General features: G+C 59.7%; 26 protein-coding genes. 6 read left to right on the top strand and 20 right to left on the bottom strand.

The window, feature by feature from the left end; translation table 11 throughout:
• Positions 1 to 174: 174 nt before the first annotated feature.
• From QRN31_RS04530 to QRN31_RS04490, 9 genes are all read right to left on the bottom strand, one after another.
• Positions 175 to 780: an START domain-containing protein gene (locus QRN31_RS04530; RefSeq protein WP_285430478.1), complete on the bottom strand. Its 606-nt coding sequence runs from the start codon at positions 778 to 780 to the stop codon at positions 175 to 177.
• A gap of 41 nt (positions 781 to 821) precedes the next feature.
• On the bottom strand, positions 822 to 1076 hold the full coding sequence (locus QRN31_RS04525) for a YkgJ family cysteine cluster protein (RefSeq protein ID WP_285430476.1): 255 nt from the start codon (positions 1074 to 1076) through the stop codon (positions 822 to 824).
• 162 nt (positions 1077 to 1238) lie between these two features.
• Positions 1239 to 1709 (bottom strand): translation initiation factor 2, encoded by a 471-nt coding sequence (locus QRN31_RS04520; protein WP_285430475.1) that lies wholly within the window; start codon positions 1707 to 1709, stop codon positions 1239 to 1241.
• A gap of 89 nt (positions 1710 to 1798) precedes the next feature.
• Positions 1799 to 3238: an aminotransferase-like domain-containing protein gene (locus tag QRN31_RS04515; RefSeq protein WP_285430473.1), complete on the bottom strand. Its 1440-nt coding sequence runs from the start codon at positions 3236 to 3238 to the stop codon at positions 1799 to 1801.
• Positions 3239 to 3439: 201 nt separating this feature from the next.
• On the bottom strand, positions 3440 to 4252 hold the full coding sequence (locus tag QRN31_RS04510; protein WP_285430472.1) for an OmpA family protein: 813 nt from the start codon (positions 4250 to 4252) through the stop codon (positions 3440 to 3442).
• Positions 4249 to 4605: a DUF4398 domain-containing protein gene (locus QRN31_RS04505; protein WP_285430470.1), complete on the bottom strand. Its 357-nt coding sequence runs from the start codon at positions 4603 to 4605 to the stop codon at positions 4249 to 4251. The genes QRN31_RS04510 and QRN31_RS04505 overlap by 4 nt, the downstream gene beginning before the upstream one ends.
• A 9-nt stretch (positions 4606 to 4614) precedes the next feature.
• Entirely contained in the window at positions 4615 to 5454 is an 840-nt protein-coding gene (locus QRN31_RS04500; RefSeq protein WP_285430469.1) for a substrate-binding periplasmic protein, read from the bottom strand.
• 80 nt (positions 5455 to 5534) lie between these two features.
• The gene (locus QRN31_RS04495) at positions 5535 to 6464 is read right to left on the bottom strand and encodes an electron transfer flavoprotein subunit alpha/FixB family protein (protein ID WP_285430468.1); all 930 of its coding nucleotides are present in this window, start codon (positions 6462 to 6464) and stop codon (positions 5535 to 5537) included.
• A complete protein-coding gene (locus tag QRN31_RS04490) occupies positions 6465 to 7214 on the bottom strand; it encodes an electron transfer flavoprotein subunit beta/FixA family protein (RefSeq protein WP_090186674.1) in 750 nt (249 codons plus the stop codon).
• Positions 7215 to 7760: 546 nt separating this feature from the next.
• Between QRN31_RS04490 and QRN31_RS04485 the strand changes: the two genes are divergently transcribed.
• Positions 7761 to 9425: an electron transfer flavoprotein-ubiquinone oxidoreductase gene (locus tag QRN31_RS04485; RefSeq protein ID WP_259152625.1), complete on the top strand. Its 1665-nt coding sequence runs from the start codon at positions 7761 to 7763 to the stop codon at positions 9423 to 9425.
• Between the two features lie 182 nt (positions 9426 to 9607).
• Here the strand turns inward: QRN31_RS04485 and QRN31_RS04480 are convergent, their stop codons facing one another.
• On the bottom strand, positions 9608 to 10498 hold the full coding sequence (locus QRN31_RS04480) for an AraC family transcriptional regulator (protein ID WP_285430465.1): 891 nt from the start codon (positions 10496 to 10498) through the stop codon (positions 9608 to 9610).
• A 191-nt stretch (positions 10499 to 10689) separates the two neighbouring features.
• Here QRN31_RS04480 and QRN31_RS04475 point away from each other — a divergent pair, with 191 nt between their 5' ends.
• Entirely contained in the window at positions 10690 to 11742 is a 1053-nt protein-coding gene (locus tag QRN31_RS04475; protein WP_285430464.1) for an NAD(P)-dependent alcohol dehydrogenase, read from the top strand.
• Here the strand turns inward: QRN31_RS04475 and QRN31_RS04470 are convergent.
• The 6 genes from QRN31_RS04470 to QRN31_RS04445 form a co-directional block, all read right to left on the bottom strand.
• Positions 11739 to 12542, bottom strand: coding sequence for an IclR family transcriptional regulator (locus QRN31_RS04470; RefSeq protein WP_054613878.1), 804 nt, complete (start codon positions 12540 to 12542; stop codon positions 11739 to 11741). The genes QRN31_RS04475 and QRN31_RS04470 overlap by 4 nt on opposite strands.
• A gap of 60 nt (positions 12543 to 12602) precedes the next feature.
• Positions 12603 to 13913, bottom strand: coding sequence for an MFS transporter (locus QRN31_RS04465; protein ID WP_285430463.1), 1311 nt, complete (start codon positions 13911 to 13913; stop codon positions 12603 to 12605).
• A gap of 186 nt (positions 13914 to 14099) precedes the next feature.
• On the bottom strand, positions 14100 to 15248 hold the full coding sequence (gene dgoD / locus QRN31_RS04460; RefSeq protein ID WP_090186690.1) for a galactonate dehydratase: 1149 nt from the start codon (positions 15246 to 15248) through the stop codon (positions 14100 to 14102).
• A 46-nt stretch (positions 15249 to 15294) separates the two neighbouring features.
• Complete coding sequence (locus tag QRN31_RS04455) at positions 15295 to 15915, bottom strand: 2-dehydro-3-deoxy-6-phosphogalactonate aldolase (RefSeq protein ID WP_285430460.1); 621 nt, start codon at positions 15913 to 15915, stop codon at positions 15295 to 15297.
• 19 nt (positions 15916 to 15934) lie between these two features.
• On the bottom strand, positions 15935 to 16927 hold the full coding sequence (locus QRN31_RS04450) for a 2-dehydro-3-deoxygalactonokinase (protein ID WP_285430459.1): 993 nt from the start codon (positions 16925 to 16927) through the stop codon (positions 15935 to 15937).
• A 179-nt stretch (positions 16928 to 17106) separates the two neighbouring features.
• Entirely contained in the window at positions 17107 to 17589 is a 483-nt protein-coding gene (locus QRN31_RS04445) for a GNAT family N-acetyltransferase (protein ID WP_285430457.1), read from the bottom strand.
• 130 nt (positions 17590 to 17719) lie between these two features.
• On the opposite strand from QRN31_RS04445, the gene QRN31_RS04440 reads away from it, so the two are divergent.
• From QRN31_RS04440 to QRN31_RS04425, 4 genes are all read left to right on the top strand, one after another.
• On the top strand, positions 17720 to 18373 hold the full coding sequence (locus QRN31_RS04440; RefSeq protein ID WP_285430455.1) for an HD domain-containing protein: 654 nt from the start codon (positions 17720 to 17722) through the stop codon (positions 18371 to 18373).
• Positions 18374 to 18485: 112 nt separating this feature from the next.
• Positions 18486 to 19691 carry an MFS transporter gene (locus tag QRN31_RS04435; RefSeq protein ID WP_285430453.1) on the top strand — a complete coding sequence of 402 codons (1206 nt, stop codon included), beginning with the start codon at positions 18486 to 18488 and terminating at the stop codon, positions 19689 to 19691.
• 84 nt (positions 19692 to 19775) lie between these two features.
• Complete coding sequence (locus QRN31_RS04430) at positions 19776 to 20114, top strand: hypothetical protein (protein ID WP_285430452.1); 339 nt, start codon at positions 19776 to 19778, stop codon at positions 20112 to 20114.
• A gap of 46 nt (positions 20115 to 20160) precedes the next feature.
• Positions 20161 to 20415, top strand: a complete 255-nt coding sequence (locus QRN31_RS04425; protein ID WP_090186707.1) for a hypothetical protein — start codon at positions 20161 to 20163, stop codon at positions 20413 to 20415.
• An 85-nt stretch (positions 20416 to 20500) separates the two neighbouring features.
• Here the strand turns inward: QRN31_RS04425 and QRN31_RS04420 are convergent, their stop codons facing one another.
• From QRN31_RS04420 to QRN31_RS04405, 4 genes are all read right to left on the bottom strand, one after another.
• Positions 20501 to 21430 carry a PfkB family carbohydrate kinase gene (locus tag QRN31_RS04420; RefSeq protein ID WP_285430451.1) on the bottom strand — a complete coding sequence of 310 codons (930 nt, stop codon included), beginning with the start codon at positions 21428 to 21430 and terminating at the stop codon, positions 20501 to 20503.
• Positions 21423 to 22889, bottom strand: a complete 1467-nt coding sequence (locus tag QRN31_RS04415; protein WP_285430449.1) for a purine-cytosine permease family protein — start codon at positions 22887 to 22889, stop codon at positions 21423 to 21425. Before QRN31_RS04415 ends, QRN31_RS04420 begins: the two co-directional genes overlap by 8 nt.
• Positions 22890 to 23106: 217 nt before the next feature.
• Positions 23107 to 24105: an ADP-ribosylglycohydrolase family protein gene (locus tag QRN31_RS04410; protein WP_285430447.1), complete on the bottom strand. Its 999-nt coding sequence runs from the start codon at positions 24103 to 24105 to the stop codon at positions 23107 to 23109.
• Complete coding sequence (locus QRN31_RS04405; protein WP_090186718.1) at positions 24102 to 24815, bottom strand: GntR family transcriptional regulator; 714 nt, start codon at positions 24813 to 24815, stop codon at positions 24102 to 24104. Before QRN31_RS04405 ends, QRN31_RS04410 begins: the two co-directional genes overlap by 4 nt.
• Between the last annotated feature and the right edge of the window lie 110 nt (positions 24816 to 24925).

Raw genomic sequence — 24925 nt, 5'->3', positions numbered from 1 at the left:
ATCACCTGCATCATTGCCAATGATTACTGTTTGGCAAGCTGATCGGGCGGATTGTCTTGGAGGCTTTGTGAAAATTTCGTGCAACGTATATCCAGAAACAAAATAAACCTTTTTCACCCTCCTCAGAAACGCAAACGCCCCGAAAGTCGGGGCGTTACATCAAACGCCGTGCGATTACTTCTCGGCGCGTTGCTTCAAGGCTTTGAGGGTGTTGAACGGTGCATCGACCACGAACTTGTTGGCCACCATCGACGGGATGCTGCCACCCGGCTCGGTGTGCACCTGATAGGTCACTTCGACCTGATCCCCCTTGGGTACGAACTTCCAGAAACCTTCGACCTTGGTGACCCGCACAAAACCTTTTTCTTCCGGAATGTATTTCGGCACGCCTTCGAGTTTGCGCGTCAGGCTGCCGTCGGTGCCTTCAATGGTGGTGACGTGCAACACCGAATCACGCGGAGTCACTGGCCATGGGGTATTGAACTGGGTGTAGGTCCAATTCTGATCGCCTTCGTGCTTGAGCAGTTTCTGAGTCTTGCATTCGTGAATCCAGGCGCAGGCACCGGCCACGTCTTCCTGCAATGCACGCAGTTTGGCGACGGTGGTTTTCATCAACGTAACGCCTTGATAGGCCTTGTAGTCAGAGCCGGGCACTTCACTCAGGGATACTTTGATACCGTCTTCGTTCTTGGCAACTTTCCAGTCTTCGGCGTGTGCCGCCGAGGTAGCCAGCACCAGTGTCAAACCACACAGCACAGCCATACGATGCAGCGAACCCATAGTCTTATTCCTTATTGTTGAAGTTCCGTTCGTTGAACACATCACGCCGCCGTTACTTGCTCCCACCAACCCAGCAACTTGATCGCTTCGTCACTGCTGCTTCCGCAGACTTCGACATCGGCTGCAAATGCCGAGCAGACGGCAGGACGCTCCGGCATTCCGAAAAGACGGCACAAATTATCGACAGATAGCTGGATACAACGTTCGCCAGCGGCTTTGCCATTGGGCATGCCGGGAATCGGCGAACTGATGGAAGGGGCAATGCAACAGGCGCCACAGCCTTCACGGCACTTCATGACGAAAGCTCCTCGCGGGGCAATGTGTTAATGGACGAGGCACAGAGTAACCGTTAAAACAGCCGTTTAAAATTACCTGGACCGGGGTTTTTGCACTCAAACGAGCGTGACTGACCAGTCTCCGACAAAGCGTCTGGGTCGGGGGTCACGAATCAGCGTCGTTTACCGCTTGAACTCGAAATCCAGTGCTGCGCCTTCGACATCCCGGCGTTCTTCGTTACGCCGTTGCAACTGCATTTCGTTGTTGAGCAGACGGCCGTTGAGCTGAAACGGGCTGCTGCTCGCTTTGTCACCAAACATTTGTGGCAACACCGCATCGTGCCGGGGCAATGGCACCGTTCCGATCGGCTTCAGCTCTTCAACCATGCCTTGAGGCAAGCTCAAGTCCAGCTTTACCGGAGGAAGTTGGGTTTTCACCACTTCGCTGGCCGATTTCGATTTGGAGGCAATGGGTGGACGCTTTTTCACCGTCGGCTTTTTTTTCACCGGCGCGACTTTTTTTACAGGTGCTGCTTTCTTCGAGGATGTACTGGCTGTCGGTTTTTCCTGAACGGAAGCGCCCATGACGCCTTCGGCATGAAAGGTCATCAACAGGCATAAGGACAGCCACACGGCAGGATAAATCGGTTTCATGGACCCAACAGGGCTAACGGCAGAGGGCCATATGCTCGCCTGTTGCAGGCAACAAGACAAGCATGGACACGCCTGAACAGTCCGTCCCTTTAAATGCCGCCGGCCATCTCCTGGCAAAGTTGAGTCGCCAACATTCCCAATGTCATCAATGCACGCTCGGCTTCACGGTTCCACGGCGTGCCACAGTTCAGCCGAATGCAATGATTGAACTGCTCGGTATTACTGAAAATCAACCCCGGCGCGATGCTGATGCCTTGCTGCAAAGCACGCACATGCAGTTCCTGAGTGTTAACCCGCCCCGGCAGACTGACCCATAGAATAAAACCGCCGGTAGGCCGGGTCATTTGCGTGCCTTCCGGAAAATACTGCTGCACGGCCAGCTGGAAGGCGCTGAGGTTTTTGCGATATTCCTGACGAATGTAGCGCAGGTGACGGTCGTAACCGCCGTTCTCGAGGTAAGCGGCGATCCCCATTTGCGTGACGCTGCACGCCGAATGCGTGCTGAAGGTCTGCAAACGCTGAATTTCCTGCTGATACTTGCCGGCGATCATCCAGCCGATCCGCACGCCCGGTGACAGGGTTTTAGAAAAGCTTGAGCAATAAATCACGCGATCCAGCCGGTCATAGGCTTTCAGAGACTTGGTGCGTCCCTGCTCAAACATCAGCTCGCCATAAATGTCGTCTTCGACGATCTGGATATCGAAATCCGAGGCCAGGCGCAGCAGTTGCTTCTGCCGCTCTTCAGGCATGGTGCCGCCTAGCGGATTGCTCAGACGCGTGGTAAGCACCAGCGCCTTGATCGACCACTGGTTGGCCGCCAATTGCAGGGCTTCCAGGCTCATGCCGGACGCCGGGTCGCTCGGGATTTCAATGACTTTGAGGCCCAGCAGGTCGGCCAGTTGCAGCAATCCGTAATAGGTCGGTGATTCGGCGGCGATCAGGTCGCCCGGCCGGGTCAGCACCCGCAGTGACATCTGCAACGCGTCAACGCAACCGTGGGTGATCACTACCTCGGAGGGGTCGACCACTACACCGGCATCACGCATGCGGATCGCCACCTGTCGGCGCAACGGCTCGAAACCGGGGCTGAACATGTAGCTGAAAGCCCGCGGGCTATGGAAACGGGTGACTTTGGCCAACTGCTGGTGCAAGGCGCGGACAGGCAGGTAGTCGACGCTTGGCACCGCCGCCCCCAGGGGAAAAACACCCTCGCGGCGCGACTCGACCAACACTTGTTGAATGATGCTGCTACGCGTGACCAGGCCCGGGCGCTCAACCCGGGCGATATCCGGTGTCGGCGCGGTCAGGGCCGGCGTCTGGTGCACGTAGTAACCCGATTGTGGCCGGGCGCGGATCAGCCCCTGATCCTCAAGGTTGGCGTAAGCCTGCAACACGGTCGCATGACTGACGTTGAGCTGCGAGCTCATCTTGCGTACCGAAGGCACGCGCTCCCCCGGCTGATAGACGCCACGACGGATGTCTTCGGCCAGTTGCTGAGCAATACGTTGGTAGAGCAAGAGATTGGTCATGACGCAGCACTCGATTTCACGGGCATTTTATTCTTGTGTGAAACAATACCGGAACAGTTTAGAAGTGTACTGGGACAGTTGCCACAATAGTCGACCATACAGTGCAGTGTCAGCAAAAACTGTACTGCTTTGTGAAGCGATTGGCAGGCGTAAAAAAACCCGGCGCTGACAGGCAGGCCGGGTTTTCCAGTGACGCAGCCCTCAGCGAGCGGCGCCGAGCTGGCCTTTTTCGTCGGAGAACACAATTTCCACCCGTCGGTTCTGCGCGCGACCACGCTCGGAAGCGTTCACATCCACCGGGTAATCATCGCCGTAGCCTTCGACTTTGATTCGTTTATCGTCGATACCCAGGTCCATCAGCACATCCGCTACCGACTGCGCGCGGTCAAGGGACAGCTTGAGGTTCTCCTGCTTGCCGCCTGTGCTGTCGGTGTAGCCCTCGATGCGAACCACACGCTTGGGATTGAGTTGCAGGAACTGCACGATTTTGAGCACCACACGGTTCGCCGAGTTCTTCAACTCCGCCTCACCTGTATCGAACAGCACGTCACCCAGGGTCATCACCAGGCCGCGATCAGTCTGCGTGGTCGCCAGTGCAACGATCTGTTCTTCGAGCCACTTGCCCTGCTGCTGCACACTGAGCAACTTGGACTCACGCAAGGCCAGTTGCAGGCGTTGACGCTCCAGTTCGAGCTTCGTCGCGCGCTCTTCGTTGAGCACTTGATTGGTGTGTTCACGCGCGATTTCGCTGTAGCGCTGGCTCAGGTAGGCGTAATGCACCACGTCCGCGCCGCTGCCCCAATAGCTGGAAAGCCGGTCGGCGCGGGCCAGGGATTCGCCGGCGCGGATCACATCCTTGGGAGCGATTCGCAGCACGTTGGAGTCTTCCTTGACCTTCTGGAAGTCTTGGCCGGCTTGCTGCAGCGCGGTCTCGCTGTGTTGACCGGCACAACCATAAAGGCTCGCGCAACCTGCCAGGATCAAACCGCCGAGTGCTTTGGACGTGAGGCTCATTGGGCATCTCCCAGTTGCTTGCGCAGACGAGTGATGCGGGTGTTGAGCACGTTCAACTGCTCCTCGCTCTTGAGGGTCAGCACCTTCGCTTCAGCCAGGCGCGCATCCAGCTCGGCCTGTTCGGCCCGCATGCGCGCATGCTTGTAGGAATGATCGGCCATGTCGCCTTGGGCGCGAGAGAATTTTTCTTCGGCCAGCTTCAGTTCCGGCACATCGTCGGCGTTGGCGCCAACGGCCTTGGCTTGTTCGAGGGTCTGTTCGGTCAAGCGTATTTGTTCATTCGGCGCCGGATCGGCTGCACAACCCGCCAGAGCCAGAACGGCCAGGGCAGCGAAAAGAGGTCGAATACTCACTAAAAATCCCTACTGTTTTGGGGTACTGACAGGCAGTTGCTGCGGTTGTTGCTGCTGCTGCGCTTTCCAGCGCTCGATGTTGCGTTGCAACACAGCCTCAGTCAGTCCGGACGCGGGCAATTCTGTCATCTTTTTGGCCAGCTGTCCGCGCAACCAAGGATCGTTGCAGGCAGAGTTGTGGGAAACCGCGAGGAACAGTCCGGGCTTGTCGACCGGTTGCGGGCGAGGGATCAGGTCATTGGCCATGCTCAGCGCCTGCGCGGCGGCCATGCCCGAGTAGCGCCCGGCGAGGACGAATTCCACCTCCCCCAGCAGCAATTTCTGAAAGGCCTGGGTCAGGTTTGGAGTACGCAGGAGGGTCAATTGCTGCTCGGCGAAAGTGCCGAATGCCTGGGTCATTCGAGACTTTTCCGACAGCGCACCGGGATGGCCATGGAGATCCTGCACTTGGTTGTAGACCAGTGCCGAGTCCTTGCGGGTCCAGACCAGGTAATCATTTTCCAGCAGCGGTGGATGGATATAGTCCAGGGTGTCCAGTTCACTGACGGTCAGTGACGCATCGGCCAACATGTCCATGCGTCCGCTGCGCACTTCATCCAGTGCCTGTGCGCGCTTGCCGGCATAAAGCAGCTCGACCTTGATGCCCATCTCCCCCGCCACCTGTTGCAAGAGGTCAGCGCTGGCACCGATCAAACGCTTGGGGTTTTGCGGGTCTTGCCACAGGTACGGTGGTGCGTCCGGGCTACCGGTCACCACCAGGCGTTCGCACTTGCCCGCGGCATTGGACAGCGCCGGCAACATTGTCAGGCCCAACAGCAATGACCAGCCACACACGCGGCGCAGATCCATGGCGACACTCTCCCACTCAAATCCGGAACAAAAAAAAGCCCGACCAACAGGTCGGGCTCTTTATAAGTGAAGCAGCCGGATTAGACCAGCTTCTCCAACTCAGGGATGGCTTCGAACAAGTCCGCCACCAGGCCGTAATCGGCCACCTGGAAGATCGGCGCTTCTTCGTCCTTGTTGATCGCAACGATCACTTTGGAGTCTTTCATGCCGGCCAGATGCTGGATCGCGCCGGAGATACCGACGGCGATGTACAGCTGTGGAGCAACGATCTTGCCGGTCTGACCGACCTGCATGTCGTTGGGTACGAAACCTGCGTCGACCGCGGCGCGCGAAGCACCGACGGCAGCGCCCAGCTTGTCGGCCAGGGCGTACAGGTGTTTGAAGTTGTCGCCGTTCTGCATGCCGCGACCGCCGGAAACAACGATCTTGGCAGCGGTCAGTTCAGGACGATCGGACTTGGCCAGTTCTTCGCCGACAAAGCTCGAAGTGCCAGCGTCGTGCGCAGCAGCAACCGCTTCAACGGCAGCGGAGCCACCTTCGCCGGAAACCGGGTCGAAACCGGTGGCACGCACGGTGATGACTTTTACGGCAGCGTTCGATTGAACGGTGGCGATGGCGTTACCGGCGTAGATCGGACGCTTGAAGGTGTCAGCGCTTTCGACCGAGATGATCTCGGAGATCTGGTCAACGTCCAGCTGAGCGGCAACGCGCGGCAGGATGTTTTTGCCGTTGGAAGTGGCGGCAGCCAGGATGTGGCTGTAGCCCTTGCCCAACTCGGCAACCAGAGGAGCAACGTTTTCCGGCAACTGGTGAGCGTAGGCGGCGTTGTCGGCCACCAGCACTTTAGTCACGCCAGCGATTTTCGCAGCGGCTTCAGCCACGGCGCCAACGCCTTGGCCTGCAACCAGCACGTGGATGTCACCACCGATTTTTGCAGCGGCAGCCACGGTGTTCAGTGTGGCCGGGGCCACTACTTTGTTGTCGTGTTCAGCAATAACCAAGATAGTCATTTAGATTACCTTCGCTTCGTTTTTCAGTTTCTCGACCAGTTCAGCCACCGACTTGACCTTGATACCCGCGCTGCGTGCAGCTGGCGCTTCGACTTTCACGGTCTTGTTGGTGGAGGCGGTGGAAACGCCCAAAGCGTCCGGAGTCAGCACTTCGAGAGGCTTCTTCTTGGCTTTCATGATGTTTGGCAGAGACGCATAGCGCGGCTCGTTCAAACGCAGGTCGGTGGTGACGATGGCTGGCAGCTTCAGGGAAACTGTCTGCGCGCCGCCGTCGATTTCGCGGGTCACGGCAACGGTGTCGCCGGACACTTCGACTTTCGAAGCGAAGGTGCCCTGACCGTAGCCGCTCAATGCAGCGAGCATCTGGCCAGTCTGGTTGTTGTCGCTGTCGATGGCTTGTTTTCCAAGGATCACCAGCTGAGGCTGTTCCTTGTCGACAACAGCCTTGAGCAGCTTGGCAACGGCCAGGGAAGTCAGATCTTCAGCGGATTCGACGAGGATGGCACGGTCGGCACCCAGAGCCAGCGCAGTGCGCAGTTGCTCTTGAGCGGTGGACGGGCCGACGGAGACGACGACGATTTCAGTCGCAACACCTTTTTCTTTCAGGCGTACGGCTTCTTCCACTGCGATTTCGCAGAACGGGTTCATCGACATCTTGACGTTGGCGAGGTCGACGCCGGAATTGTCCGCCTTGACGCGAACCTTGACGTTGTAATCCACAACGCGTTTGACAGCTACAAGAACCTTCATGGATTCCTCGTTACTCTCCGGTGAAAAGAAAGTCGCCTAGGCGAACCTGGCGGTTTGATGCTCATCGGCGCAAGGGCACCTCTAAAAACGCTGGCAGGTGTATCGGGTGACCTTGCTCACGAGGCAGATGACCGTTCGTCAGTAGTGACCGACAAGTCATTTATTATCGTGGCGTGTAAACTGCGCGCCAAACCTGCGCAACAAATCACCTTGTACTGCCATCGCCCTGTCTTTAGAGGTGCTCTTGATACCAACAGTCAGCCTACGGCGAGCGCAAAACCGACCGTATCTTGACCGGAACGCTTATTCCGGTCAATACGGCAAAATGGCCGTTCATAAGCCGCGTGACTTTGATTTCTCTGGCTTTGAGCCAATTCAAACAAACGTTTGTATTGGACGCTAGGAGTGGTGTAGATATAATGCGCCACCCAAAGAGAAAGGTGGTCAATCGATTGTCCGTGCTGCGCGTTGAGCAGTCATTCATGGATGCGACACCAAACCTCCAATTAGAAAAAAAACTGTTGAGCCTTGAGTAGGAGATAACCTGTGGAACGCGAATACATGGAATTCGACGTCGTCATCGTCGGTGCCGGCCCCGCTGGTCTTTCCGCCGCCTGCCGCTTGAAGCAGAAGGCCGCTGAAGCCGGTAAGGAAATCAGCGTCTGCGTGGTCGAAAAAGGCTCCGAAGTCGGTGCTCACATCCTCTCCGGCGCGATTTTCGAACCCCGCGCCCTGAACGAATTGTTCCCGGACTGGAAAGAACTCGGCGCTCCGCTGAATACGCCAGTCACCCGCGATGACATCTTCGTTCTCAAGAACGCCGACAGCGCGCAAAAAATTCCAGACTTCTTTGTGCCCAAGACCATGCACAACGAAGGCAACTACATCATCTCCCTGGGTAACCTGTGCCGCTGGCTCGCCCAGCAGGCCGAGAACCTGGGCGTGGAAATCTACCCGGGCTTCGCTGCCCAGGAAGCGCTGTTCGATGAGAACGGCGTGGTGCGCGGGATCATCACCGGTGATCTGGGCGTAGACCGCGAAGGTCACCCGAAAGAAGGCCTGTACACCCCGGGCATGGAACTGCGTGGCAAGTACACGCTGTTCGCCGAAGGTTGCCGCGGCCACATCGGCAAGCAGTTGATCAAGCGCTTCAACCTCGACAGCGAGGCTGATGCCCAGCACTACGGCATCGGCCTGAAAGAAATCTGGGAAGTCGATCCAGCCAAGCACCAGCCTGGCCTGGTGGTCCACACCGCCGGTTGGCCGATGGACATCATGGGCACCGAAAACACCGGTGGCTCGTTCCTCTATCACCTGGAAAACAACCAGGTGGTCGTCGGCCTGATTGTCGATCTTTCCTACAGCAACACCTACCTGTCGCCGTTCGACGAGTTCCAGCGCCTCAAGCATCACCCGGTGCTCAAGCAGTACCTGGAAGGCGGCAAGCGCATCAGCTACGGCGCACGCGCCATCTGCAAAGGCGGCCTGAACTCGCTGCCGAAGATGGTGTTCAAGGGTGGCGCTCTGATCGGTTGCGACCTGGGCACTCTGAACTTCGCCAAGATCAAAGGCAGCCACACCGCGATGAAGTCCGGCATGCTCGCCGCTGAATCCGTGGCCGACGCATTGTTCGCCGAGAAAGACGGCACCGAAGAACTGACCACCTACGTCGACGCGTTCAAGAAGAGCTGGCTCTACGACGAACTGTTCGCCAGCCGCAACTTCGGCCCGGCGATCCACAAGTTCGGCGCCATCGTCGGCGGCGGTTTCAACTGGCTGGACCAGAACATCTTCGGCGGCAAACTGCCGTTCACCTTGCACGACACCAAGCCGGATTACGCTTGCCTCAAGCTCGCGGCGGACTGCAAGAAGATCGACTACCCGAAACCCGACGGCAAGATCAGCTTCGACAAACTCAGCTCGGTGTTCATCTCAGGTACCAACCATGAAGAAGAACAGCCGTGCCACCTGAAGCTGACCGACCCGAGCATCCCGATCGGCAAGAACCTGCCGCTGTACGATGAGCCAGCCCAGCGTTATTGCCCGGCCGGCGTGTACGAAGTGGTGACCAAGGAAGACGGCGAAAAACGCTTCCAGATCAACGCCCAGAACTGCGTTCACTGCAAGACCTGCGACATCAAGGACCCTGCACAGAACATCACCTGGGTGGCGCCGGAAGGTGCCGGCGGCCCGACTTACCCGAACATGTAAGCCGAACGCCTGAACATCAAGGCTCCCGAACGGGGGCCTTTTTGTTGCCCGATATTTTATCCACACCACAAATCCCCTGTGGGAGCGAGCTTGCTCGCGATGGCGCCCGACCATTCAACATAGATGTCGACTGATATACCGCTATCGCGAGCAAGCTCGCTCCCACAGGGTTAATCGATTACTCAAGCAGCGCGTTCATCGCCTGGATTGCGCTCGAAGTAGCGCTTGTACTCGCGACTGAACTGCGACGTGCTCTGATACCCCACCCGATGCGCCGCTTGCGCCACCCCCAGGCCTTCGGCGAGCAACAATTGCTGCGCCTTGAGCAAGCGCAAGCGCTTCAAGTACTGCACCGGCGACAACAAGGTGCTGCGTTTGAAATGCTCATGGAAAGTCGACGCGCTCATGTTCGCGCAACTGGCCAGCGTCTCGACGTTCAGCGGTTCGGTGTAGTGCCCGTGCAGATGGTTGAGCGAGGCCGCAATCCGGGCGAACTGCCCCTGCTGCTCCACCAGTGCCCGCAATACATCCGCTTGCGGACCGCGTAACGCGACGAACAATAATTCGCGCAATCGCGCCGGCCCCATGATCTGGCATTCCTGCGGATCGTGCAGGCAACGCAACAACCGCTCCACGCAACCGCGCATGTCATCGTCGAGCACGGCCGAGGTCATCGAGTCTGGCGTTTGCGCAGCAATATTGCGCCTAGGCGCCAACCCCATGGCCAACACCAATTCACCGAGCAAGACCCGATCAATGGCAATCGAAACCCCGAGCATCGGTCCATCCGGCGCTGAAAACGTTTCGCACTCAAAAGGCACCGGCAACGCCTGGATCAGATAATGCCCGGCGCCATACTCCAGGGTTCGCGGGCCCAGGTACGCCAGTTTGCTGCCCTGGGCGATGATCACCAGGCTCGGCTCGTAGATCTGTGGACCACGCGCCACATCACAACTGGCCCGCAAAACCTGCACGCCCGGCAACGCCGTAGGGGCGAAGCCGTCGCGGGTGGTCAGCGGCTGGATCAACGAAACCAAGGTGGCATTGGCGTCGAGATGACGGGTTAACAACATGAGAGCTCTGCACCAAAAAAGTCGCGGAAAAAGGGATGAAAGCATCATCGCAGGTCTGATCGCCAATGCACCCCATCAAAGGCTGATGCCGGAGGATTAGGCATGACACCCGGAGGAATCGCCATGGCCGGTAGCCGGCACGGCGCCCAAAATGCGTCGCCTCACCTGTCACTGCTCTTGCGAGGTTCCTCATGTACACCGCCATCGGATACGCCGCCCAGTCGGCCACCACTCCCCTCGCCCCGGTAAAATTCGAACGCCGCAGCCCTCGCGCTGACGACGTTGCCATCGACATTCTCTACTGCGGCGTCTGTCATTCCGACATCCATCAGGCCCGCAACGAGTGGGGCATTGCCGTTTACCCGCTGATGCCTGGCCACGAGATCGTAGGCAAAGTTACCGCCGTTGGTGCGAATGTCACCCGGCACAAAATCGGCGATCTGGTTGGCGTCGGCTGCATGGTCGATTCCTGCCGCAGCTGCGAAGCCTGTCAGTCGAACCTGGAGCAATACTGCCTCGAAGGTCCGACCATGACTTATGCCACCCCGGACCGGGTCGATGGCAGCAACACCATGGGCGGTTACTCCGACAGCATCGTGGTCAGCGAACACTTCGTGGTGCGAATCCCGGAAAAACTCGACCTGGCCAGCGCCGCGCCGATCCTTTGCGCCGGCATCACTACCTACTCGCCGCTCAAGCATTACGGCGTGAAAGCGGGCGATAAGGTCGGGATTCTCGGCATGGGCGGCCTCGGCCACATGGGCATCAAGTTTGCCAAGGCAATGGGCGCGGAAGTGACGCTGTTCACCCGCTCGGCGAGCAAGGCTGAAGAAGGTCGTCGCCAAGGCGCCGACCATGTGATCGTGTCCACCGATGCCGAACAGATGAAAGCCGCTGCCGGGCACTTCAACTTCCTGCTGGACACCATTCCGGTGCAGCACGACCTCAACCCCTACCTCGATACCCTGCGTTTCGACGGCGTGCACATTCTGGTGGGATTGATCGAACCGATCGATCCACCCGTCCACGCCGCCAAACTGGTATTGGGTCGTCGCGTACTGGCCGGTTCGCTGATCGGTGGCGTCGCCGAAACCCAGGAAGTGCTGGATTTCTGCGCCGAGCACAACATCACCTGCGACATCGAAATGCTCGACATCCATCAGATCAACGAAGCGTTCACCCGCATGATTGCCGGTGATGTGAAGTACCGTTTCGTGATCGACATGGCGACGCTGAAAGTCTAAACCTTAGCGCCAAGCTCCGCCGAGAGCCGGGCCGTGACCCCTTTGATCAGGGGAATCAGCTCGGCCATTTTTTCCAGCGGCATGTACGGCACGGTGCTGGCAATGCTGATGCCAGCGACGATGCGCTTGCTGGCATCGCGGATCGGTGCCGCGACACAGCGGATCGACGGTTCGTTGTCTTCGAGGTCGAAGGCATAACCGCCCGCGACATACTCGATCATGCGCTGCTGGAACTGCTCCCAGGATTGCTCCGGGTGCTGCGGCCAGAATTGATTTTTCCCACCCGCTGGCAGACTGACTTCGTACAGCCTTTTCCAATCTTCCTGCGTGTCATCGAGCATCAGTGCCTTGCCGATCCCGGTACGCGCCAACGGCATCCGATGGCCGACCCGCGAGCGCATTTCCGGGCCATTGCGCCCCGGATTCTTGTGCAGATACAGCACCTCGTCGCCTTCACGTATCGCCAAGTGAATGGTGTCGCCGGTCAATGCCGACAACTCATCCAGATAGGGACCCGCCAACGTCACCAACGGCAGTTCTTCGCGCGCCTGAAAACCCAGCTCGATCAGCTTCGGCCCCAGCAGATATCCGACCTGCGGCACCACGCGCAGATAGCGCTCGTCCACCAGACAACTGGCCAGACGATGGGTGGTGCTGCGTGTCGTGCCGATCAACCGGGCGATTTCCTTGAGGTCGCGGGCGCCACTGGCCACAGCCTGAACCACACCCAGACCGCGAAGCAGTGTCTGGGTGCCGGTCGGCGCGGCATCCTTGGCGATTTTTGGGGCGTCTTCCTGCATATCCAGCCTTTACCGTTGAGCGAGTGAACGGGCGGCATTATGGTCGCCCGACGGCGGTCACTACAACTTGATACGCTCGACTTTGCCGACCAGCAAGATGTAGGAAAGCGCGCCAATCAACGCCAGAACCGAGATATAGGTGATCGCAGGAGCGAACGAATCACCGGTGGCGAGGAAACCGATGACAATCGGCGTGGTAATCGCCGCCAGGTTGCCGATGAAATTGAACACCCCGCCGGTCAAGCCGAGCAGGCGCGCTGGAGCCAGCGTGGACACCAGCGACCAGGTGATCGAGGCCAGGCCGTTACCGAAGAACGCCAACGCGAGGAAGGCAATCACCAGTGGCGTCGACTCGACGAAGTTGGCGCCGATGATCGAGGTGGAAATCAACAGACCGCCAATGATTGGCAATTTGCGAGCGAACCCCACGGTGTAGCCGCGACGGATCAGGAAGTCGGAGAAGAAACCGGAACAAAGCACGCCAACAAAGGCCGCGAGAAACGGTAGAGACGCCAACAGGCCGGACTTGATGAAGTCCATGCCGCGGTATTTCACCAGGTAGGTCGGGAACCATGTCAGGAAAAACCACAGCGTCGAGTTGAGGCAGAACTGACCGAGGTAGATGCCCCACAACTTGCGCTGGGTCAGCACGATGCCGAGATCGGTCCAGCTGAATTTGGCCTTGACCCTGGCTTGCTCGGCCTGGATATCCACCAGCCCGCCGCCTTCGCGGATCAGGTCGATTTCGGCGTCGTTGGCACCTTTGAAATCCCGTGGCTCGCGATACACCGCGTACCAGATCACCGCCCAGAGAATGCCGACTAAACCTGTGCTGACGAACACCATGTGCCAGCCGAACTCATGCTGCAGCCAGGCGAGCACCGGTGTCAGGAACGCCAGGCCGACGAATTGCCCGGAGGTGTAGAAACCGATGGCCGTGGCGCGTTCGCGCTCAGGGAACCAGGTGGTAACCACGCGGCTGTTGATCGGATAGGCCGGCGCTTCCAGGGCACCGACCGCCATGCGCAACACGAACAGCGCAATGAAGCTGGCGGCGAAGCCGAGCATCACGGTGGCAACCGACCACAGCAGCAAGGCAACGCTGTAGAGAATGCGCGGTGGCACCCGGTCGACCAGCCAGCCACCGGGAATCTGCATGGCGGCGTAGGTCCAGCCGAACGCTGAAAAAATCAGCCCGACATGGATCGGGTCGATGCCCAGTTCGCTGGTCAGTGCCGGGGCGGCGATGGACAGGTTGCTGCGGTCCAGGTAGTTGATCACCACGGTGATGAACAGCAGGACCATGATGAAAAAACGCTTGCGACTGGGCGTCACCAACGACGCCTGCCCTGCGAGGGATTGCGGTTGCATGAGGGATGCCTCTTCTTATGTTTATTGAGGTCGATGTGAAACGCAGATCTCGCTAACCATGGAGATCAAATGTGGGAGCGAGCTTGCTCGCGATGAGGGCGAGTCAGTCGACATCAATGCTGAATGTCAGGCCGCTATCGCGAGCAAGCTCGCTCCCACAGGGGTTTGCGGTGGGTCAGATAAAACTCACCACTCGGCGAAGCTGCCGTCGGCATGACGCCAGATCGGGTTGCGCCAGCGGTGGCCGACGGCGGCGCGTTCGATGACGTATTCCTCGTTGATCTCGATGCCCAGGCCTGGGCCATTCGGGATCTTCACGAAGCCTTTGTCGTAGTCGAACACCCGTGGATCTTTCACGTAATCGAGCAGGTCGTTGCTCTCGTTGTAGTGAATGCCCAGGCTCTGCTCCTGGATGAACGCGTTGTAGCAAACCGCGTCCAGTTGCAGGCACGCCGCCAGTGCAATCGGGCCCAGCGGGCAATGCAGCGCCAATGCCACGTCGTAGGCTTCGGCCATGTTGGCAATCTTGCGGGTTTCGGTGATGCCACCGGCGTGCGACGCGTCCGGCTGGATGATGTCGACGTAACCTTCGCTGAGCACACGCTTGAAGTCCCAGCGCGAGAACAAGCGCTCGCCGAGGGCAATCGGGGTGCTGGTCAGCGGTGCCAGTTCCTTCAGCGCTTCGTAGTTTTCGCTGAGCACTGGCTCTTCGATGAACATCAATTTGTACGGGTCGAGTTCCTTCATCAGGACCTTGGCCATGGGCTTGTGCACCCGGCCATGGAAATCCACGCCGATGCCGACGTTCGGGCCGACCGCGTCACGCACGGCGGCGACGTTGGCCAGGGCCAGGTCGACTTTCTCGAAGGAATCGAGGAATTGCAGCTCTTCGGTGCCGTTCATTTTCACGGCGGTGAAACCACGCTCGACCGCCTCTTTCGCCGCACGCGCGGTGTCTGCCGGGCGGTCGCCGCCAATCCACGAATAGACGCGAATCTTGTCCCGCACCTGACCACCGAGCAGATCGCTGACCGACACCCCCAAGGCCTTGCCCTTGATGTCCCACAACGCCTGGTCGATGCCGGCCAGCGCGCTCATGTGGATCGCGCCGCCACGGTAGAAGCCGCCGCGATACAGCACGGTCCAGATGTCCTCAATGTTGCGTGGGTCTTTGCCGATCAGGTAGTCGGACAATTCTTCAACGGCAGCCGCCACAGTGTGCGCGCGACCTTCGACCACAGGCTCGCCCCAACCGGTCACGCCCTCGTCGGTTTCTATCTTGAGGAAGCACCAGCGCGGCGGAACGATGAAGGTGGTGAGTTTGGTGATTTTCATCTATTGCCTCTCTTATTAGATGCAGCGCGCTCGGCGCCAAAAAGTCTTAACGCAGAGCGTTCCATGCAGCGACATACGCCTTGGCGTTTACGGCCACTTCCTGCGGGGTCATGCCCGGTTTGAACAACCCGGAACCGAGGCCGAAACCTTTGACGCCCGCGTCGATAAACACCTGCATGTTGTCCGGTGTAATCCCGCCGACCGGCGCCAGAATAGTTCCGGCCGGCAGTACCGCGAGCCAGGCCTTGACCACGGCCGGGCCCATTTGCTCGGCCGGGAACATCTTCAGCACGTCCGCGCCTTCAGCCAGCGCGGCAAAGGCTTCGGTCGGCGTGGCAACGCCCGGCGACAGGTACAGTCCCGCCGCTTTCGCCGCGCGTAGCACCTTGGGATCGCTGTGCGGCATGACGATCACTTGTCCGCCCGCCGCTTTCACTTGTTCGACCTGCTCCGGCGTCAGCACCGTGCCCGCGCCGATCAGGCAATCGGCGGGCAACGTACTGCGCAGGATGCGGATGCTGTCGTACGGCTCGGGGGAATTGAGCGGCACTTCGATGACGCGAAATCCGGCGGCGTAAAGGACTTCGCCAATGGCGGCCGCTTCTTGCGGACGCAGGCCACGCAGGATCGCGATCAGACCGTTTTGCGCCAGTGCTTGCTTGAGCATGTCAGACCTCCAGTCAGGTTTAACGGGATGAGGTTGGAGTGATCAGTCCGGCGGCCACCGCCAACTGCCACAAGCCGCGCTCGGTGGCGTTTTCAGCCAGTGTCACGCGGGCAAAACCGCAGGCATCGAGTGCCCGGCGGTAGCGGTCACAGAGCTGGGCATTACCGATAAGGATGACCGAGGGCAAAGGCGCGCTATTGCGCCGGCGCTGCTGAACGCTGGCCAGCGCTGACAGCTCATGGCCGATCAGCAGCCCGGACAAATAATCCGGTTGTGCAGAGGCACTGAGTTTGCCGGTCAGCCCGAGGCTGCGCGCACTGAAGAGTGTCGACAACGGACCGATCTCGCCGTCCGCCGACAGGGCCACCTGCACACCACGGTCAAACGCCTCGCCATCAAAGGACGCGCCGCGTTGCTGTGTGCGTCCCAGAATGCTGTGTTCGCTGAGCACGGCGAAGATCTCGCCGGTCATGAACGTGTCGAAATGGACAATGCACCCGCCTGCGACTTCCACCCATTTCGAATGACTGCCCGGCAGGCCGATCAACAGGTCAGCGCCCTGCTCGACCGGCAGATTTTGCAGGACACCCAGCACTTGGGTTTCTTCACCGCGCATCACATTCGGCAAGCGCGAACGCTGAATCACGCCCGGCACGATGTGTACATCGACACCGCGAAGACTGCGAACCGATTGCAGGGAGTTGCCGAGATGGGCGACGTTCGCCGGCGTGTCGCAGTAGGCCGCTTCGCGCCAGCCCTGTGCGCTGCCAACCATGCCGCAGGCGATCACGGGTAAATCGGGCTGAGCGTCGAGCCAGTCACCGCAAGCCTCATCGAACGCCAGTTCAAAACCGTCGGTGCATTCCTGGCCGTTGATGATTCGCGGCGTCCGGGGCAGCTGCATGATCCCGGACGACAGCGAACGCTGTTCCAGTACCTGGCCGCCCGCGGCGAGTTTGTAAGCACGTAATGAGGTTGTCCCCCAATCGAGCGCGATCAATTGCGCCAGCATCGCTTCACCTGTTTTGTTTATTGGCAGTGAGTGAGCAGGACTATAAACCCGGACGCAGGAAAATCTCAATATATAAATATCACTCCCATATTATGGGATACAGGCAAAAAAAACCGCAGCCTTCGTCAGCCCCTACACCTGGATGTAAAAGCTGGCAAAAGCTGCGATCGTTCAGGGAATCAGTTGCCTTCGGCGAACTCGCGCAACACCGCCCCGTCCATCCGATACCGAACCCACTCTTCCTGCGGCTGCGCACCCAACGACTTGTAAAACTCGATGGCTGGTTTGTTCCAGTCCAGCACGCTCCATTCAAACCGTCCGCAGTCATTGGCGCAGGCAATTTTGGCGAGGTGGCGCAGCAAGGTTTTGCCGGCGCCGCCACCGCGCTGCTCGGGGGTGATGTAGAGGTCTTCGAGGTACAGGCAATTGCTGCCCAGCCAGGTCGAGTAACTGAAGAAGAACACGGCGAAGCCGATGGGCACGCCGTCGCGCAGGCAGATCAGGCCATGGGCGGTGGCGCCTTCGCTGAACAGGCTGCGCTCGATGTCGGCGACGCTGGCGATGACTTCGTGGCGGGCACGTTCGTAGTCGGCCAATTCAGTGATGAACCCGAGGATTTGCGGTGCATCGCTGGGGGTCGCCGGGCGGATCTCGATCGTCATGGACGTGCCTTCGTCATAGGTTGAAAACGCCATACTAAGTCGGCGCGAGGGACTCGTCACACTGGAAATGCAAAGCTGATCCATGGAGCATGTGTCGTTGCCAGAAACGCTTTCACTTAACAGGATGTTTATGACCACTGATGCTTTCGCGCCGCTGCAATCCCTCGCAGCGCAACTGCTGCCCCACGCATTGGAGCCTTCAGAGGATGGCGCTCACGATTTATCCCATCTGCAACGGGTGTGGCACAACGTGCGCACGCTTCATGCTGAAGAAGCGGGCGACCTTGATGTGTTGCTGGCGGCAGTGCTTCTGCATGACTGCGTGGCGGTGGAGAAGAACTCGCCGTTGCGCTCGCAGGCGTCACGACTGGCCGCCGAGAAAGCGTCTGCCGTGTTGGCCGACATGGATTGGCCCAGCGCAAAAATCAACGCGGTGGCCCACGCCATCGAAGCTCACAGCTTTAGCGCCAACATCGCCCCCTTCACGCTCGAAGCGAAAATCATGCAGGACGCCGACCGGCTCGATTCCCTCGGCATGCTCGGTGTCGCGCGCACGTTCTATATCGCCGGACGCATGGGCAGCGCGCTGTACGATCCGCAAGACCCGCAAGCGAAGGCGCGGGATTACGATGACAAGCGTTTTTGCCTGGATCACTTTCAGACCAAGCTCTTGCATCTGGCGGACGGTTTCCAGACGACCACTGGCCAGCGCCTGGCGCGCATCCGGCATGATCGGTTGAAAGACTTCATGGAGTTGTTCGAGGAAGAAATCGGCATTGACTGAAAGCATTACTCCGGCCAGCACTAACCCTGGAATCGATAACCTCAGACCTAACATCAGCGTCTTGCATGGTAGATAGATGTGCTGCACCTCTATCGGGTCAAGGAACCGCGTCATGCCTAGCGCTACACCTCAAGTTTCCAGCCGGTTGTTCGGCCTGTTTTGCCTCGCCAGTTACTTGCTGTCGTTGTCCTACGGCTCGACGTTTTTATTGTCGCTGTTGATCGGCTCGCGCGGCGGCAACGAACACGATGCCGGCAGTGTGATCTCGGCGGCGATGGTCAGTACGTTTGCGGCGGTGATCGTCTCCGGGCATCTGTCCGATTTACTCGGCGCGGCGCGTTCGATTGCGCTGTTTGGCGTGCTGTTGGTGGCAGCAAGCCTGGGCTTCGCGCTTACGCCAGGCTTTGGCAATCTGCTGCTGTTTTTCGGTCTGTTGCTCGGCCTGGGCTGGGGCGTTTTTTACACCTTGGGGCCGATTATCGTGGCGAGTCTGGTGACGCCCGCTCAGCGCGCGAAATACTTTGCGTTGCTGTCGGGCAGCATGATGACCGGCATCGGCAGTGCTCCGTTGCTGGGTCGCGCGGCCAGTGCCCTTGGTTATCCTGTCACCGCCGCGTTTTACCTCGCCGCGCTGGCGAGCCTGATCGGTGTGTTGCTGTTCTGGCGGCTGGATGTGCAGCTCAAGAAAACGCCATCGCCGGCCACCGCCGTCGCGCGCATCTCCTGGCGCGCAACGGCCCGGGTGCTGTCGTCCAGAGCGGTGTTCCCGATCATCATGGTCGGCCTCGGCGGATCCGTGTTCGGTGGGTTGTCGAGTTTTCAAACCAGCTATGCGGCGTCGCGTTCACTGGATTACTCGTTGTTCTTTTTTGGCTTCATGGGGGCGGCGATCAGTAGCCGGATGTTGATTGCCGGCGTGGTGGTCAAACGCGACCCGCTCCGCGCGTCCTGCTTGCTGTCGGGTGTGATGATGGGGTCGATCGTGCTGTTCGGTTTAGTGGTCGACAGCGGGTTTAGCTACGTGCTGGCGGCGATGATGCTCGGGGTCGGCTACGGGCTGACGTACTCGGTGATCAACGGCCTGGCAGCGAATGAAGCGCCGTCCGGCACCACCTCGCAAGCGTTGTTGTTGTTCAGTTTGTCGTACTTCATTGGCGTGTTTGGCTTTCCGTGGCTGGCCGGGAGGATCATCGTCGAACACGGGATGATGACACTGCTGCTGACTGTTTTCGCCATAGCGCTGCTGAACTGGTCGATCACTGTCGGTCGCCTGATCTGGCGCCGGGTTGTCAGCGCGAGAGCCTTGCAAAAGGCCTGAACCGTTCGTCGTTCATCAGGCACCAAATTAAATCGAGGGCGGACCAACATCAGGTAAGGACTCTTATTAAATGGAGAACCAACCATGATCACATTCCGCTTGACTGCCCTCGCACTCGCCACGCTGCTGTCCTCTGCCGCCATCGCCGCGACCAGCACCTCGGATACCGGCCCGACCGACCCGGTCGATAGCCATAAATCCCCGACGACACAAAGCTTGCCCGGCCTGAACATCAACGGCTCGGGCGTCGACAGCGGCTTGCCTCCCTCCACGGGCACCGACCCACGGACCCAAGGCAACGACGCGGGCCGTCAAGGTGGAATGAACCTGCCCGATACCCAGACGCCCGACAACGCCGGCAGCGGCATCGGCGCCAAAACCACCACCGGTGGTTCGGGTTCCGAGGGCGGTGTCAGCCAATAGTTCGCCGATGCGAGTTGCACCTATCCACATCCATGAAGAGGTAAGCATGAACGTCGATAAAAACCTGGAAAAAGAAGTCCTGACCCGCCTGCTGCACGCCCACCCTGGGGGCTTGGGCAAGGAAGTCCTGGACAATTACCGGGGGGAGAAAGTCGTGGCCAGCACCCTCGCCACTTTGCAGGACCGTGGACTGATCCAGCACGGGCATGTGACGTGTAACGAGGCCGGCGAGCACTCGCTGAACCTGCCGATCAAACTCAGCGCCGCCGGGGTGGAAGCGGCGCGCAAGCTGGACGTTTAGCACTCTGAATCAGGTTGCTCCCACACTGGATCTGTGAACGATACACATCCCCTGTGGGAGTGAGCCTGCTCGCGATGGCGGCGGATCAGCCGCCAAAAGTCTTGCGGATCAACCCATCCACTTCAGCCATCCCAGGCGAAGTCGCCGGCCCCCAACGAGTCACGGCCAGCGCCGCGGCGGCATTGGCCCGCCTGGCCGCCTCACCTGCCGACAAGCCTTGCGCCAGACCGGCGATAAACACGCCGGCATGCGCATCGCCGGCACCATTGCTGTCCACCGCCTCGACCTTGAATCCCGGCACATGCTGACGGTCGCCACGCTGACTGATCCAGCACCCTTGCGGCCCATCACGAACCACCATCAGCACCTCGGCCGGCAGATGATCGGTCAGCCTGTCCAGCGCCTCGGCAATGTCCGCCGCCCCGGTGAACCGCAGCGCTTCGACACCATTGCTGGTCCACAGATCAATGCGCGGCAACAACGCTTGCATCAATGGTGCGTCCGGTGATTCCACTAACGGCCCCGGATCGAACACCACGTTGATTGTGCGTGGCAATGCCAGCACCCAATCCACCAGCGCCTGGGCCTTGCCGCTGTGCAACAGGCTGTAGCCGCTGACGTAAACGTAGTCGCCCGTTTCGGCCGACACGCTAGCCAGATCCTGCGCCGTCAACTCACCCTCGGCACCGATATAGGAAATGAAACTGCGCTCGGCCGATGCGTCGGTCACCGCAACGCACAATCCCGTATCCCGTTCGGCTTTGTGCGCGATGCCGATCCGAATACCTTCGGCCTGCATCGCCTCACGGGCCAGATCGCCGAAACGACCGGTGCCATGACGTCCGAGGTAAACCACCGGCAAGCCATTACGCTGAGCGGCGGCCATCACGTTGAAGCCGCCGCCGGCTTCGAAACTGGCCGATTGCGCCAACACATCGCCGCCCGGTTGGGGCAGTTTATCGACGGCCATGACCAGGTCGATGATGACCTGGCCGGTGTGCAACAGCTTAGGCATGAGCATTCTCGGTCAACGCAGCGCGACGATCCTTCGCCCCACCGAGTACAAAATAAATCCCGCCAGCCACCAGGAACGTCACGATCCAGCCGAGGCCGTTATGGCCCAGCCACGAGTCGGACAGGAAGCCACGGAACCAGACAGTCTGTTCGGTGGTGCCGATGGTGGTGAAGCTGAAGCCCAGCACGATTGCCAGCGCCCACGCACCGAACGCGCGCCACTCGATGCCGCCGTTGTACCAGTAGGCGCTGCTCGGGGTGACGTCCAGCAAGTCTTTGGGGCTGTAGTAATGACGATGAATCAGGTCGACAACGAAGATCCCGACCCACGCCGTGATCGGCACCGCCAACAGTGAAATGAAGGTGATGAACGGGCCGTAGAAACTGTCGGCAATCAGCATGAAGTAGATCGAACCGGCGAAGATCGCCACGATGTCGACCACCACGGCGTAGACGCGCTTGACCTTGAGGCCAAGGGTCAGCGTGGTCAAACCGGCGGAATACACCGACAGGTTATTCGACAGCAGAAGCCCGCCGAACGCCGTGATCAGGTACGGCACGGCCATCCAGGTCGGCAGCATGTCGCGGATCGCGATGATAGGGTCAGTAGCCGAAGCCAAGTCGTTGTTGCCCACTGACAGCAAGCCGCCAAGGGTGATCAGCAACACCAGCGGAATCCCCGCACCGAACGCCGCCGAGGCCACCAGGCGCACGGCTTTGACGCTACGGTGCTGATAGCGCGACATGTCGGCACCGGCATTGGCCCAACCGATCCCGGTGCCTGCGGCCATGGTGCCGACGCCGATGATCATTGCGCTCAACGGTGCTGGCGTGGCGTTGAACACCGCGCTCCAGTCGATGGTGGCGCAGAGAAAGCCGCCGACCACAATGTTCAGCGCGCCGAACACGTAGGTGGCCCACTTCTGGATCACCAGCAACGTGGCGTGACCGAGGCCGGACACCGACAAGGTCAGCAGGACGAAAATCGCGATGAAGATCAGGGTCAGCACCGGGGCGCTTTTGGCTTCCACCGGTGAGCCGAACAGGATCGAACACAGCGACAGCAACACGAAAGCGGCCGTGGTGGTGTTGACGGTTTCCCAACCCAGCCGGGACATCAGCGAGACCAGGGTCGGGCCGATATTGCCGCGTACCCCGAAGATCGCTCGCGACAGCGTCAGGCTTGGTGCACGACCACGGCGACCGGCGATGGAAATGATCCCGACCACCGCAAAGGAACCGGCGGCGCCGAGGATTGCGACAATGATCGCCTGCCAGATCGCCAAGCCGCGAAACGCCACCAGCGTGGCACCCAGCGGCAGACCGAGGATGGAAATGTTGGCGGCAAACCAGACCCAGAACAGCTGCAGCGGATGACCGTTGCACTCCGCTTCTGGCACCGGCTCGATGCCACGGGTTTCCAGTTGCCCGGCGCTTTGCCCGGCGTTCGATGAACTCATGTGAAATGCTCCTGTTGCCTTTGTTGTGGTTGTGGGCAATGACGGAAGACGAAACTACATCCCGGCCGTCCTGGCCGTATTCGCGCGTTCCATTGCGGGATTGTATTCATTCAAACAAGCGGCGCGCCAATCGCGAGCAGGCTCGCTCCCACAGGGGATTTGTATTGTTCACAGATCCAGTGTGGGAACGGGCTTGCCCGCGATGGCGTCGGTCCAGTCAACGCAGGGCGAGAAGTCCTTGCACCAATGGTTCCAGTTGAAGATCGTTAACGGCTTTGATCGTGTCGATCATCGCCACCGGCCAACTCTCAAGACCCAGGCAGGCCCCGAGCATTGCACCGAGAATCGCCGCGATGGTGTCGGTGTCGCCGCCTAAGCTGGCGGCCATGCACAACGCTTGGAAGGCGTTCATTTCGCCGATGGCTACGTGTTGCGCCAGGGCGAATGCGACCACCACCGATTCCTGCGATGCCACCGACGTGCCGATCACGTCGTACAACAAATCCGCCAGTAACTCTTTGTCACTGTCGACGCTGATGGTTCGTGCCCAGCTGATGCGCGAGGCGATCCTGCCGCCAGCCACCCAGTGACCGTGGCTCTCGGCTTGCTGTGCTATTTGCTGGCCGAGGTTCAATGCCTCGCCCAAGTCCATGCCGTTGATTCCGGCCGAGACCACCGCCGCCACCGCCGCGGCACTGGAAATACCCAGCGTGGTGTTGTGGGTGACCTGGCAGGCTTGCACCACAGCTCTGATGAAACGTTCGGGGTTGGCGACATCTGCCGCAATCCCCACCGGCGTGATACGCATCGCCGCGCCATTGGTGGTGCCATAGCGCCCGGCCTCCTCCGGCGAGTACCCGTCGAGGATCAACTCGATCGCGCGCTTGGTCGACGGCCCGAGCAAGTCCTGCGAGCCTTTGGCTTGCATCGCGGCTTCCCATTCGATCAGTCGTTGAGCGAGCATGGCCGGTTCGATCCAGCCCTTGCCTTCAATCAACAATCGACCGACCAGGATCGCCTGCTCGGTGTCGTCGGTGATCGAGCCTTTAGGCATGTTGGCAGCGATCGGTTGATCGGGGCCGGCGTCTTGCAAGTCAGTGATTTCGCCGAAGCGCGCCTTGATTTCGGCGCGGCTCAGGGATTGAGTCGGCATGCCCAGCGCGTCACCCAGGGCGAGTCCGTAGAACGCGCCAAGTGCACGGTTGAGCGCGGTCATCTCGACTCTCCAAATTGCAGGTGCAGGCGAAAATGCACCGGGTCGAGCAGGCTTTCGACCTGCTCCATGAAGCGATTTTGCCGGTCGTACGTGGTGCGCAAGGCTTTTAGAAAGACGGTGCCTTCGGGACGTCCGAGCAACTCGGCGTCTTCGGCGTTCAAGGGTTCGGCACCGATCCATTGATCGCCGCGCTCGCCGATGTAGCCGTAAGCGGCCAGGGTAATGGTCAGGGAATTGTCGATCAGGCCAACACGCGGCAGGCTTTCCAGGCCTCCGGTAGCGGGCATCAATGAGCGTTCGAGGGAAACCAGTTTGCCGTCGGTGGAACGGCGGCGCCGGTCGAGGGTAATGAATTGGTCGGTGCCAAAGCGCGGCAGCAGGTCAGGACGCGTCACCGCCTCCAGCCGCAGCACTTCGGTATTGATCAGCGCCCCGCTGTCCGCCAGCGCCTGGGCCCAACCGCTGCGTTGGTCGAGCACCACTCCGTCGAAGGTGACAATGGAACCAACTCCGCTTTGCGTGGCAATGTATTTGCGCCTTTTCAGTTCGGCCAGGGCTTCGCGCAGCGTGCCGCGGCTGACTTTGAATTCTTGAGCCAATTGATGCTCGCCAGGCAACAGAAAGCCGTCCTCCATGAGGCCGCTTTCGATGCGCCGGATGAGTTCGTCGACCACCCGTTGTTTCTTGTCAAATCGTACCTGTCTAATCATGTACAAATTGATAACCGAAACGGGATGGCGCAAGCAAGGAATATTTAGGGGAAATGACGGAAGGAGGAGCGACCGCTGCGCGGTCAATCGCGGGCAAGCCCGCTCCCACA

This window comes from Pseudomonas sp. fls2-241-R2A-110 (assembly GCF_030209165.1).
GTDB lineage: Bacteria > Pseudomonadota > Gammaproteobacteria > Pseudomonadales > Pseudomonadaceae > Aquipseudomonas.
Note: the sequence above shows the minus strand (reverse complement) of the source record. Positions and strands in the feature narration are given on the sequence as shown.